Origin of the sequence: Acinetobacter sp. YH12023, from assembly GCF_013420135.1 — a bacterium.
Lineage (GTDB): Bacteria > Pseudomonadota > Gammaproteobacteria > Pseudomonadales > Moraxellaceae > Acinetobacter > Acinetobacter amyesii.
In genome coordinates this window covers 26250-39515 of the sequence record NZ_VOYU01000021.1, presented here as the reverse complement: position 1 = coordinate 39515, position 13266 = coordinate 26250, and the positions used below count along the sequence as shown (strand labels likewise).

Sequence of the window (13266 nt, the reverse complement as noted above, 5' to 3'; positions counted from 1 at the left end):
GTAATAATACCCGTGGTACGGAAGAGTTCGCCCTGATCGGTCACTTGATCAACGGCGACTTGTACGCCAATAAATTGTTTTAGTGGAATAAGTGCATTAGTAGATAGGCAAATCAAAGTCGCTTGCACGCCTTGGTTTAAGACATGCTCCCCATCAATACGTTGAATAAAAATCTCTGCGTTCAAAGCAGGATTGGAAAATTGCACATGAATAGCGCGTTTTTGGGCGGATAGACCCAATTGTTCTAATACAGCAAATATTTTGCCTAACATAATAAAAATTCTAAATTGTAATCATGGAAATAATTTTGCTGCTAGTTTAGTCAAATTCATCAATAAACTTAATGCTTAAAACCATAGAAGATGTTTCGATATGTAAATCCACGATTCAAAAATTCACTTAAAAATAAAAAGCTGAGAACCCACTCACTAAATACTTATTGCATATAAAATATTCACAAAATGGTTTTAGACCATGCACTTGCATCCAACAAGCAACGTCATTCACACAAGTGTAAAAATAGTTTTATCATCTAATTTACATCGAGCTTAATGATCAAATTTTTAATATTATCTTTAAAAATAGTAGATTAATTTAAACTTAAGCTAGATTAAAAAACACACAACCCTTTCTTTCCTGTCTTGTAATTCACCTAAGATCCCCTATAATTCAAAAAAAACAGACAAGTCTGTCTATTTTGCTGCAAAAACCGAATGAATTTAACATTCAGAGGGTAAAAATATAAATGAGAGAAAACGTATAAAACGTTCGAAAATCAAATCATTGACTTAAGCTAACAAAGTGAATGATTTGAACGCACAATTGTCAGCAAAGCGCGATTACCCCAAATAATCGCGCTTTTTATTTTCTTAGAATCTTAAGTTATGTGAAAAAAATTGATTGTTAATCAATACAAATATGTCGTCTCTAGATTTAAAACCCAGATGCCTACAAGCAAATTTTAAGCGGCCAATTCCAAACGAATTAAGGTTTCAACTCGCTTCCAATAATCTGCTAAATGCACTTGGTTGGGGTCAATTTGGGCTTGAATGGTCATGCCATCCAAAATACTACTCAGAAATGCAGCAAGTTGTTCAGTTTGCTGAATGCCCAGATTTTGTAAGGCAGTACTTAGTTTTGATTTAAGCCACTCTTTATAGTCGATCGCAGGTTGCAATGAAGACGGATAAACTTTAGATATTTCTTCTACTGCTTTTTGAAACATACAACCATTGAAATCGGCGGTATGAAACCAAGCATCGTACCAAGCAAAAATGGTTTTAATATGCGAAAGATGGTCTTCTGGATCACATTTTGCAATAGCAGCTTCAAGTGATTCCTGTAAATTAAGATTTCGAATCACGAGACATTCTTCAATTAATTTGGCTTTAGAGGGGAAATATTTATAAAACGTCATTTTAGCAACGCCCGATTCCCCAATAATTCGATCTATACCAATCGAGTTATAGCTATAAGAATTGAAGAGTTGGAGCGCAACGTTAATGATGTCTTGCTTTTTCGACATTTAATTTACCTGATGCACCAATGGGGCCTAAACATAAAGCTTTTAAGGTAGAAAACCTAATTTTTAAACATGATTTTCGCGCGCTATTGTAAAGCATAACTTAATTGGAGTCTGTAGATAAAAGCTCAGCCTCCCATTAAATACAGTCTGATTTCAGAAGATTTATCAAATTAGCAGTCAGGGAATTTTAGTATAAAACTGACTGCTAATTTTATTTCAACTAGCGACTTAACGACCACTTATCTGCGTTTAAAACCTTGCTGAAATGAATGCCATTAACGGTGAATTTAAGAGGAATAATTTAAGAGCAAGGGGTACTCAGAATATCTTTTTGCTTACGCTCTTGCAGTGCTTTTCGAATTACCTGATAACCGCCCGTTAAACCTAAGATCGCCATGATTACAGCCACGATCAAATCTGGCCATAGACTACCTATACCAAATACCCCGACTGCAGCCAAGATCACTGCGACATTACCAATGGCATCATTACGGCTACATAGCCAAACGGATTGCATATTGGAGTCACCTTCTCGGAAGGCATATAAAACATATGCACAAATGACATTAGCGACTAAGGCCAAAATACCAATCACACCCATGGTGATCGGTTCAGGAGCGATCCCATTGGCATAGGCATAGAGCACTTTGGCAATCACCACGATACCAAACGCTGCCATAACAAAACCTTTAACCAAGGCAACTGTTGCACGCCAATATATGCTGGCGCCAAGCACGGCTAATGAAACCCCATAATTAACAGCATCACCAAAGAAATCTAACGAGTCCGCCCAAAGCGCAGAAGAATGTGCATAAGCCCCGCCAATCAGTTCCACCAAAAACATCATGGCGTTAATGATTAAGGCGATCCAAAGCGCGATACGAAATTTACTGTTGGTTTTGCTTGGTGCTGGCTCATGACTACATGTACATGCCATAAATGTGCTCCAATTTAAAAATCAATGGATTTGTATTATTCTTATTCAAAACTATGGACTCACTCCAAGGTCAAGCATGAACGTACAAAAACATTATTTGATTAAAGAATTGTCCACCATATCTGGGGTAAGCGTTGACAGTATTCGCTTTTATGAAAAGAAAAAACTGCTGAAACCTAGCTTCCGCGCAGACAACAATTATCGCTATTATGATGAAGAAATGTACAAACGTTTGGTTTTTATTAAGCGCTGTCGAAACCTCGATATTTCTCTCACCGAGATTCAAACCCTGCTTGAACTTGAGCAATCACCTACACAAAGCTGTCATGCCGTGAATGAATTAATTGATAATCACATTCGTCAAGTTTCTGAAAAAATTAAAGAATTAGAAAATTTTAAAATACAGTTAAGTACGCTCCGTGCCAGTTGTAATGAAACCAGCCAAATCAATGATTGCCAAATTTTAAAACATTTGGAAAACGGAATATCTTGAAAACCCAACTAAAATACTTGGTTGAATCCTTTTTTTAGATCACTACAATAAAGCCATAAATTTTTTATGCCTTTATTGACATGACGATTCAACACGTAACCGAACTCCTCTCACCTGCTGGCTCATTGAAAAACATGCGCTACGCTTTTGCTTATGGCGCAGATGCCGTGTATGCAGGTCAGCCGCGATATAGCTTACGTGTGCGCAACAATGCTTTCGATCATGACAATTTAAAAATTGGCATTGAAGAAGCTCATGCCTTAGGTAAAAAGTTTTATGTGGTGGTAAACATCCAACCGCATAACTCAAAACTGAAAAATTTCATCCGTGACCTTGAACCTGTGGTTGCCATGAATCCTGATGCACTGATCATGTCTGACCCTGGTCTGATCATGATGGTGCGTGAAAATTTTCCAGAAGTGTCCATTCATTTGTCTGTACAAGCCAATGCGGTGAACTGGGCAACGGTTAAATTTTGGAAAAATATGGGACTGACACGTGTCATTTTGTCACGTGAATTATCAATCGAAGAAATTGAAGAAATTAAACACAATGTACCTGATATGGAAATTGAAGTTTTCGTACATGGTGCATTATGTATGGCTTACTCCGGTCGTTGCTTACTTTCTGGCTATATGAATAAACGTGATGCAAACCAAGGTGCATGTACCAATGCATGCCGTTGGGATTATAAAATTCACGATGCAGTTGAAGATGAAACTGGTGATGTTATTCCAGTCACACAAATTGAAGAATCATCATGCTGCAATAATAAAAATGCCGATGAGCAACACGCCCTAGAACAACACCAATTCGGCGAGCCGGTTTTATTACAACGCAATGAAGAAGACATGTTTGCTGCCGAAGAAGATGAACATGGCACTTATTTCATGAACTCAAAAGACTTGCGTGCTGTACAGCATGTAGACCGTTTAACCAAAATGGGCATTCATTCTTTAAAAATTGAAGGCCGTACCAAGTCTTACTTCTACTGTGCGCGTACCGCTCAAATTTATCGTAAAGCCATCGATGATGCCCTTTCTGGTAAACCGTTTGACCCTGCTCTCATGTCTCAGCTTGAAGGTCTTGCGAACCGTGGTTATACCGAAGGTTTTCTACGCCGCCATGTTCATAGTGAATATCAGAACTATGAAACCGGCTCTTCACGTTTTGATCATCAACAGTTTGTAGGTGAAGTTTTAGAACGCAATGGCGACTCTCTTAAAATCGAAGTGAAAAACCGTTTTGTTGTAGGTGATTCTTTAGAACTGATGACCACTTCAGGCAACATCACCTTCGTTTTAACTGAAATGAAAGATAAAAAAGGTAATCTAATTGACGATGCCAAAGGTTCAGGTCATATCGTGGATATTCCTGTGCCTGCCGATGTCGATATGCGCTATGCCTTACTGATTCGTAACTTACCCAATTCGACCGTAGATATTTCGGCTTCGTCTTTAGCGTATCAGGCTTGAGTTCGCTTTATGGCTTTGTTGATTACAGATAAATGCATCAATTGTGACATGTGTCTACCTGAATGTCCCAATGATGCCATTTATGAAGGCTCAAAGATTTATGAAATTGATGTCGCACGTTGTACTGAATGTGTCGGTTTCTATGCGCACCAAACTTGCGTTTCAGTTTGTCCGATTGAGTGCATTATTCCGCATCCGGAGCATATCGAAAGCCAAACTGATTTATTGGAGAAGTTTAAGGGTTTGAATTTATTTAAATCTTAAATGCATGGTGTGATTGGCGTAAGACTTGCTTAATCCACTTTATATAGAGAAACAACCTTGGGGAAAGTATAAAAATAAGGTTGTAAAACAAAAATAGCTGGGCAACGAATAGGGTTCAAAATGTGTGGGGACATTTTTGAATCCTAATTTTGCAGAAAAAAAAAAGGAACTCCGGTGTTAGCGTCCAAAGTTCCTATAAAACGAGAATATTAAGAAAAATAATATTCTAATGACAACATTCAGCGCGGCCAGTGTGTTTCTCGAAACACACTGGCCTTTCTTTTATTGACCCGAACGGATGATGTAATCAAAAGCAGATAATGATGCTTTCGCGCCTTCACCTGTCGCAATGATGATTTGTTTGTAAGGTACTGTTGTACAGTCACCGGCAGCAAATACACCTTTCACATTGGTTTCGTTGCGCTCGTTAATTACGATCTCACCACGTTTTGAAAGTTCAACTGCTGTTTCTTTTAAGAAATCAGTGTTTGGTAACAAACCGATTTGTACGAAGATACCAGCCAATTCTATCGTTTTGATTTCATCTGTTGCACGATCTTTGTAGTTTAGTGCAGTCACTTGTGAACCATCACCGACCACTTCTGTAGACAATGCATTCATGATTACAGTGGTATTCGGTAAGCTGTTTAACTTGTCTTGAAGCACTTGGTCAGCACGAAGTTTAGTATCAAACTCAACAAGTGTTACATGTTCTACAATACCTGCAAGGTCAATCGCCGCTTCGACACCTGAGTTACCACCACCGATCACTGCAACACGTTTACCTTTAAACAATGGACCGTCACAGTGTGGACAGTATGCAACACCACGAGTACGGTATTCTTGTTCACCCGGAACGTTCATTTCTCTCCAGCGTGCACCTGTTGAAAGAATCACTGTTTTAGATTCAAGTTTTGCACCATTCTCTAAAGTCACTTCAACTAAGCCATTAGCTGTTTGGTCAGCACCTTTGATGTCAGATACACGTTGCAAGTTCATAATGTCCACACCGTACTCACGGACATGTGCTTCCATTTCAGCAGCAAACTTAGGACCTTGTGTCTTTTGAATCGACGTGTAGTTTTCAATGTCCATGGTATCCATAACCTGACCGCCCATGCGTTCAGCCACGATACCTGTTTTGATACCTTTACGTGCTGCATAGATTGCAGAAGTATTACCTGCAGGGCCACCACCAATCACAAGGACATCAAAGGCTTCTTTGGCATTTAACTTTTCAGCATCTTTTGTGGCAGAGTTGGTGTCTAATTTGGCAATGATTTCTTCCAAGGTCATACGACCTTGACCAATGTGCTCACCGTCTTGGAATACCATTGGTACAGCCATGATTTTGCGTTCTTCAACTTCGTCTTGGAAGAATGCACCATCAATCATGGTTGCAGTTGTACCTGGGTTATAGATCGCAATCAGGTTCAAGGCTTGAACCACGTCAGGACAGTTATGGCAGCTTAAAGATACAAACACATCAAAGTTAGTTTTAAGACCTAGACCTTTGATAGTGTTCAGTACTTCGTCAGAAACTTTCGGTGCATAACCTGAAGTTTGTAGCAAAGCTAGAATCAAAGATGTGAATTCGTGGCCCATCGGTAGACCTGCGAAGAATACGCGTGGAGTTTCACCTGCTTTTGCAATACCAAAGCTTGGAGCACGGCTGTTGTTACCGTCAAAACGTGCAGTCACTAAATCAGATAAAGCAGCAACTTCAGTTACCAATTCTTTAATTTTGTCTGATTTGTCCGTGCCGTTTAAAGTCGCGACGATTTCAATCGGGCCTTCAAGGCGTTCAAGTAAGGTTTTTAATTGAGCAGAAGTATTTTGATCTAACATTGCTAACGTCTCCAAAGGAGTAAATTTATTTGATGAGAGAATGATAGAACAAACCATTAAATAGGTGAAACGGTTTGTTTTTATAAAATTAATCGGTTTTACAAATCAAATAGTTAAATTTCTTTCTAAATCATAAATATATGAGAATATATTAACATTAAAATAATTTATTTCGCACACATATATCGTGACAAATTCCTCATTTTTTTCTTTTTTATTGAAATTACACCAAGCCTATGCAAGACATACGCACGACCTGATCAATTACAAAACCCTTATAAAGCTTTAAGTTTAATTTCAGCAAGTCGGCTTTAAATCAAATGAAATATCAGATGATTTGACTGCTTATGAGTTCTATCAATAAAGCCGCAATCAATCCCTTGTATCAATCAGCCATCGATCTACAAGTATAAAATCAACAGTGAGCAGAATAATGAAAATTGAATTTGTCTTTGATATTGTTTATCCCATGAGTTATGTCACATTTCAAAAGTTAAAACAAAACTGGAATGAACATACAGCAACCCGTGTAGAGCTATTGCCGATTCAACGCGTTCCTGAAATTCCTGAACAAGGCTTAGATGTGCTGCAGTATTTAACCAATAAATATGGCGCAAGTGCAGCAAAGCGAAAACTCGAAATGACAAAATTTGCCGCTTATAGCGAAGATGTGATTGTCAATATTGAGTACATGAAACGTATGCCAAACAGTCAACTGGCTCATCAAGCTATATTGGCCTTGGACAATATTCTGGATCAATATGCCCTGACTCAAGCCCTATTCCATGCATTATTTGCACACGGTCAAAATATTGCTGAAATTCACGTTTTAAAAAGCATTATTGAAGGCATTGGTTTAGATGGCTCGAAAGTACTGCGCTCAATTCAACATAAAGATATTGCAGACCGCCAGCATGAAATTACACAGTATGTAAAATCAAAGGGACAGCACCCCATTCCTTTTTACCTTGTGGATGGCGAAGTGAATGATCAGACTTTTTCTACACAGGAACTTCGACAACTGTTTCATCGCGCAAGTTAATCTACCCAAGATCAAAAATCCCCATACAATGTGATGCGGATTTTTATTCTGAGCAGTGCAATGATGTAAAAAGAAAATAGGCCTATTAATGAAGTCCCTGCTCAATTCGATTAATCCGTGATTTGAAATGCTGAGAAAGCAAATACAAAATTAAGCTCAAAATCAACGTGAGTACTATCACGACGATCAACACCCAACGTACAACAACTTCTACTACATTGGCTTGCTGAACTTGTTTTTTCACGCTTTGCGCCATCGGTGTCATAGTTTTATCAAATAGCTGATTTTGCATCGCCCAGAGCTGTTCAGGCTGAAAACCGTATTCACGGAATTTTGCTGGATTTTGTTGCTCGGTATTGATTAAGGATTGCACCAAAGGAATTGCTGTCGCACGATCTACAGGCTTATGCATCAAAGCAGCTTGTGCAAGTAAATAGGCTTGCACGGGTTTTGCCAATTGTGCATCTTCCATTTCGAAAGCCAGCTGGCTTTCCTGAATATTTTTTTCATAATGTACCAATTTTTGATCTGCTGCACGATCATCATGATTAAGGTCATATTGCACATAGGTTAAGCCTGACCAAAGCACAATAAACGATAAAATCCAGCCGACAAATTTCAATACAAATGATTGGAAGCGAATTCTAAAAAATTGAAATTTCCTTAGAAATCCAACCAAGAAAAATGCGCCAATAAATGAAACGATGAGTTTGAGAAATAACCAACCAATAAAGGATAAAAAGTTTAAAAAATAGTCGGAGGACTCACCAAGTTGATATGTCAAATCACCTGCACTGACGGGAATATGCAGTTGCTGTACGCTAGAACTTAGGCCAAAAAAGCTATAAACCATATCATGCTGAATAAACAACATCACAGCTGAAACGATCAGCACAGAAACACTGGTAAAGGTCAATAACGTCAAATTGCGCTGACGCTTCTTAATGGTTTGAAGCCCTGTTTCCAGTTGCTGCGGATTTAGCGCATATTCATCAATGGGAGGCAAAGACATACTCCTTCAGATTATATTTTCACCTCCCTCACCGTTTATGAAGAAGGGTTTGAACCACTCGATTCAATCACCAAATGATTCAAATTGTTTTGTAAGGCACGAATACGTGTCGTCGCTTCTTCACGCTTTTGTACACCTTCTTTCTGAATTTGAATCACATCATTAACGGTTTTAATGAGGGTATTTTGCACATGTTCAAGTGTTTCAATATCAATCACTGAACGCTGATTGGCTTTTGCTGTATCGACAGAGTTTTGATGCAATAAATCTGCATTGCGTTTTAACAGGTCATTGGTCGCATCATCAATGCTATTTGCCAATTGCACGCTGTTCTTTTGTTCCTGCAATGAAATCGCCAAACTAATTTGGTTTTTCCACGCAGGTAATGTGATGTTTTTAATTGCATAAAACTTATCGACCAACATCAAATTGTTGGATTGAATAATGCGAATCATCGGCAAGGTCTGCATCGCAGACTGTTGCAAGATCTGTAAATCACTCACACGTTTTTCAAGATTATTTGCCAAATGATTGAGGTCATAGATTTTTTGCGTAGTGGTTTGATCTTGAACTTGAGTGGTTAAGCTTGCAATTTCCTGTTGGATTTCCTGTTCTTTCAACTTACCTGCGGCGATATACACCCCTAATTGTTTATATTCGTCTTGCACGCCTTCAAACATTTTATCTAAGGTATTTACACGCGTTTTTAAGCCATTTTGCGAAGTTTCAATTTCTTTGACCAACGCATCAATTTGCTCTTTGGTGGTATTAAAGTGCTGATCAAAACTTTGCTTAGCACCTTTAAATTTATTCAGCAAACCACCAAAAAATCCTGAGCTTTTAGATTTATTTAAAATGCTCGTGGTATTTAGCTGCTGTGCGACTTGTACCACCTGATTGAGCTTTTGACCTGTCGCATCTAGATCTTTATTTTGCACCAAATTTAATAATTCATCGGTATAGGTCGACGTCTTGGTGGCAATGTTTTTACCATATTCAGCAACACTATTATGACTTAAATCTGCCAATTCCTTACGTGCAGCTTCGACTTCGTGAAAATCGGAAGTTTGTAAGCCAATTTCCTGCAAATTGAGTTGCTGAAATTTTTCTTCAGTCAATTCTTTGCTTACTTCAACGGGTAAATTTTTGGCATCTAAATCGGTCATAACTCACCTTATATTTCTAAGACTTAGAGGAATTCTCTAATGATTTTTTTAAAGTTTTAATCAAATTTTCACGGCTATTATCAAGCTTTTCCAATGAACTTGTCGAGTTACTTTGACGACTTTGTTTCACATGATATTGCCATGCTGGAATCAACACCTGCTGAGCTTCCTTATATCGATCTAATAATTCAAAAGAAAGCTGCTGAGAAAGCTGCATTTGCGTAATTGCAATATCATTACTGGCTTGTAAGGTTTGCAACGTATTCACCTTTTTCGATAAACGTTCTGCAAAGTTGTCAAGCGGATGCTGATTTTTCACAAACTGTGGGTATTCCACCAAAAACTCTTCAGCCGCGACGATATAACGCGCCATTTGCTCACGTAAACCCTGCAATTGATTAAAACGTGCTTGAGACTTTTGAATTTCTAACTGTAACTTTTGGCTCAGATGATTTGCCCGATCAAGTAATTGATCTAGATTTTTATAATATTCAACTTGTCCTGAGCCATACTCCAAATCAATGCCTAACCATTTTTGCAAAGCATTAAATTTGCGTGTTTTTAAATATTTTTTTGAATTGGCTAGAGCTTGAATCAACTGTTCAATAGTTTGACTAAGTTGTTTCGTCAATTGAGGGTCAACACCGTCTAGCAGCACCGACTGTGCTTGAATTAATTGATCTGCATAATGATTTAGACGATATTGATCGGTCAGTAATGGCACAAGGTCATTCCGCTTAATCGAAAGCACTTCCGCCCGATCTACCGTAATATCCTTTAACGGCACCAATACATCAATTTGTGACATAGCCAATTAAACTCAATAAAATCATTTTTATACTACAAGTTTTGCCATAAAAGTCTTGTAGTATTTTGCAAAAAATACATCTATTTCATCAGTCAAATTTCGCCATCAAATTCAACCGTTGCCTATAGATCCGCCAAAGCAGCCATACAGCATCCTTTGAATAGATATGATGACCTACACAGATGAATTCAAGCTTAAGATACCCAAAGATTCAATCTAGATTTAAATTAAACAACTGACTCTACATGAATTGTTCTCAAAATTATCGTAAAATTTAATCCATATACTTTAGAACCAAATATTAGATCAATAAATTTAGAGGCTTAAATGGAACGTTTTTTCCATAACACAATGTATGCAGCACGTTGGATTCTGGCTCCCGTGTACTTTGGTTTATCCTTTGCACTGCTACTGCTCGCGATTAAATTTTTCCAAGAAGTCATTCATGTCCTTCCGCATATTTTAGAATATTCAGAAGCTGACCTGATTTTAGTCATTCTCTCTTTGGTCGATATGACTATGGTGGGCGGACTGATTGTGATGGTGATGTTTTCAGGCTATGAAAACTTTGTTTCGCAATTAAAAATTAATGAATCGACCAATCGCTTGAACTGGCTTGGCACCATGGATGCCAATTCATTAAAACTCAAAGTTGCAGCGTCAATCGTGGCAATTTCTTCGATTCATTTATTGCGTATTTTTATGGATGCGAAAAACATCCCCAATGACAAAATCATGTGGTACATCATCATGCATTTAACCTTTGTTTTTTCTGCTTTTATGATGGGTTATTTGGATAAAATCAGTAAGCACTAATCTAAAAACAAGTCCAATGAAGCCATTTGCGATTATGGCTTCTCGTCAAATTTTAAATCTAGTTATTCATCAAGTTCACTCATTCGCCTTAAACGTTCAAGATCCAAGATCACGATTTGTCCATAATTCCACGCGATCACCTGTGTTTGAACAAATTGTTGTAGATGTTTATTCAATGTTTGGCGTGAAATATTAAATGACTCTGCAAATTCCTGCTGACTGAGTTTCAGGGGAATTTCCTGCCGACAGCCATATTGCTCATAAAGTCGAATCAAATGTCTAGCAATACGCTGCTCTAGCGTTGCCGTTCGCAAATAACGATTATGCTTAAACATCAAATACATGCGTCGACTGAGAGATTGCACGACATTCCAAAGCGCCTGTGGATCACGCTGTAAAACGGCTAAAAACGTTGTTCCAGAAATGATTGCCACCTCGACGTGTGTCGCAGCAAAATAATCATAATTCAAAGGCTTTTGTTGTAAGAGTGCGACAAAATTAAATACCGACTGGCGACTGATATAGTCATTTACAATCAATTCACCATTATTTTGCAACCAACCAATTTGTAGCGTACCTGAAAGCAAAATATAAATATCTTGCACGATTTGTTTTTGTTTTAAGATGTGCTGCTGTGCATGAAAACGTGAATATTTCACCTGTTGCACAAGCTGTTCTAAAGTCTGATCGCTAAAGCCCTGAAAGATGTCTTCATTACGCAAAATTTGCAACAAATGCTGTTGGGCGGTGTTCTTTTGATCGCTCACGTCTATAAAAAAATGCCTAAGATCTCATTGATCTTAGGCAAGTGCTGAAAAATGTAAAACCATTGTTTTTCGCATTATTTATCTGTTTTTATGCTGTTTTAAATGACGCACTCATACTTAAGATGCTTTCTCATAAATACGGCCTGCTTCAGAACGCAAGTTTGAAATGTCGGTGTTTTGAATATTTTTCAGCACGGTACTCGGTTGACCATTTACATCGACAGGCACATCGCCTTCGATAGTGACACGTGATGCGATACGAAGCGCGTCCCCATAGTCATTAATGGCACGGTGCTGCGTCGCACGATTGTCCCAAATCGCAACATCACCAACCGCCCAGCGCCAACGCACAATATTTTCCCATTGCACGATTTGCTCTTGAAACAGTTCAAATAGGCGTCGTGACTGTGCCGGACTATATCCAATGAAGCGTTTAAAGAAGTGACCCAAAACCAAACTTTTTTCACCTGTTTCAGGATGTACACGCACCAAAGGATGCTCGGTTTCTACTTCTACCGCTGTACGGAATAAGTGGCGACCTTCTTCATTGTACTGACCTTTCGGTGTTGCATAGTCATAACTGTTGCTATGCACCGCGCGTAATTGTTCCGCCAACTTTTGCAGCTCAGGACTTAAATCTTCATAAGCGGTCACGGTATTGGCCCAAACCGTATCGCCACCATGTTCAGGTGCAACTACATTTCTTAAAATTGTGGCTTTAGGATAATTGGGCAAAAACGTAATATCGGTATGCCACGAGTCTGCACGCCCACCACGTGAGTCAATTGACAAAGTATGTGCTGTACCATCTTTGAGTGGCACACTTGGGTGATTCAACGGATTACCTAAAAGTCGTGCAAAGGCTTCTTGTTCTAGATCTGTGAGATCTTGCTGTCCACGCACAAATACAACTTTATATTTTAATATTGCATGATTAAATTCATCAACCACGCTTTTGTCTAAATTTCCAGACAACTGAATGCCAGAAATTTCAGCACCAATACGACCGGTTACAGGTTTTACTTCAATATGCTGATATTGATAGTCTGGATTGTAATGATTCGATTCTAATTGTGTCATAGGGCTCTACCTTATTCTTCAAATTATTAAGTA

Annotated in this window: 13 protein-coding genes and 1 pseudogene; 5 read left to right on the top strand and 9 right to left on the bottom strand. The window is 38.4% G+C overall.

Annotated elements, in window-relative coordinates; genetic code table 11:
* The 3 genes and pseudogenes from FTT92_RS16045 to FTT92_RS16035 all read right to left on the bottom strand — a co-directional run.
* Positions 1–272: pseudogene (locus FTT92_RS16045) on the bottom strand (phage late control D family protein); the annotation flags it as partial.
* 689 nt (positions 273–961) lie between these two features.
* Positions 962–1525, bottom strand: a complete 564-nt coding sequence (locus FTT92_RS16040) for a TetR/AcrR family transcriptional regulator (protein ID WP_180172617.1) — start codon at positions 1523–1525, stop codon at positions 962–964.
* Positions 1526–1826: 301 nt separating this feature from the next.
* Positions 1827–2462, bottom strand: a complete 636-nt coding sequence (locus FTT92_RS16035; RefSeq protein ID WP_180172616.1) for a cation transporter — start codon at positions 2460–2462, stop codon at positions 1827–1829.
* Between the two features lie 76 nt (positions 2463–2538).
* Here FTT92_RS16035 and FTT92_RS16030 point away from each other — a divergent pair, with 76 nt between their 5' ends.
* The 3 genes from FTT92_RS16030 (at position 2539) to FTT92_RS16020 (ending at position 4694) form a co-directional block, all read left to right on the top strand.
* A complete protein-coding gene (locus FTT92_RS16030; protein WP_180172615.1) occupies positions 2539–2955 on the top strand; it encodes a Cd(II)/Pb(II)-responsive transcriptional regulator in 417 nt (138 codons plus the stop codon).
* Positions 2956–3035: 80 nt separating this feature from the next.
* Positions 3036–4430 (top strand): tRNA 5-hydroxyuridine modification protein YegQ, encoded by a 1395-nt coding sequence (yegQ, locus tag FTT92_RS16025; RefSeq protein ID WP_180172614.1) that lies wholly within the window; start codon positions 3036–3038, stop codon positions 4428–4430.
* 9 nt (positions 4431–4439) lie between these two features.
* Positions 4440–4694 (top strand): YfhL family 4Fe-4S dicluster ferredoxin, encoded by a 255-nt coding sequence (locus FTT92_RS16020; RefSeq protein ID WP_180086104.1) that lies wholly within the window; start codon positions 4440–4442, stop codon positions 4692–4694.
* Positions 4695–4976: 282 nt separating this feature from the next.
* Here the strand turns inward: FTT92_RS16020 and ahpF are convergent, their stop codons facing one another.
* Positions 4977–6542 (bottom strand): alkyl hydroperoxide reductase subunit F, encoded by a 1566-nt coding sequence (gene ahpF, locus FTT92_RS16015; RefSeq protein WP_180172613.1) that lies wholly within the window; start codon positions 6540–6542, stop codon positions 4977–4979.
* A 433-nt stretch (positions 6543–6975) separates the two neighbouring features.
* Between ahpF and FTT92_RS16010 the strand changes: the two genes are divergently transcribed.
* Positions 6976–7584 carry a DsbA family protein gene (locus tag FTT92_RS16010; protein WP_180172612.1) on the top strand — a complete coding sequence of 203 codons (609 nt, stop codon included), beginning with the start codon at positions 6976–6978 and terminating at the stop codon, positions 7582–7584.
* A gap of 85 nt (positions 7585–7669) precedes the next feature.
* Here FTT92_RS16010 and FTT92_RS16005 read toward each other — a convergent pair whose 3' ends face one another.
* From FTT92_RS16005 to FTT92_RS15995, 3 genes are read right to left on the bottom strand one after another with little or no spacing between them, the layout of a single operon-like run.
* Entirely contained in the window at positions 7670–8590 is a 921-nt protein-coding gene (locus tag FTT92_RS16005; protein ID WP_180172619.1) for a hypothetical protein, read from the bottom strand.
* A gap of 41 nt (positions 8591–8631) precedes the next feature.
* Entirely contained in the window at positions 8632–9762 is a 1131-nt protein-coding gene (locus tag FTT92_RS16000; protein WP_180172611.1) for a toxic anion resistance protein, read from the bottom strand.
* Positions 9763–9778: 16 nt separating this feature from the next.
* The gene (locus FTT92_RS15995) at positions 9779–10570 is read right to left on the bottom strand and encodes a tellurium resistance protein (RefSeq protein WP_078192897.1); all 792 of its coding nucleotides are present in this window, start codon (positions 10568–10570) and stop codon (positions 9779–9781) included.
* 327 nt (positions 10571–10897) lie between these two features.
* On the opposite strand from FTT92_RS15995, the gene FTT92_RS15990 reads away from it, so the two are divergent.
* Positions 10898–11386: a TIGR00645 family protein gene (locus FTT92_RS15990; protein ID WP_078189122.1), complete on the top strand. Its 489-nt coding sequence runs from the start codon at positions 10898–10900 to the stop codon at positions 11384–11386.
* Positions 11387–11448: 62 nt separating this feature from the next.
* Here FTT92_RS15990 and FTT92_RS15985 read toward each other — a convergent pair whose 3' ends face one another.
* Both FTT92_RS15985 and FTT92_RS15980 read right to left on the bottom strand, forming a co-directional pair.
* Entirely contained in the window at positions 11449–12153 is a 705-nt protein-coding gene (locus tag FTT92_RS15985) for a Crp/Fnr family transcriptional regulator (protein ID WP_180172610.1), read from the bottom strand.
* Positions 12154–12270: 117 nt separating this feature from the next.
* On the bottom strand, positions 12271–13233 hold the full coding sequence (locus FTT92_RS15980; protein ID WP_180172609.1) for a TauD/TfdA family dioxygenase: 963 nt from the start codon (positions 13231–13233) through the stop codon (positions 12271–12273).
* Positions 13234–13266 lie beyond the last annotated feature (33 nt).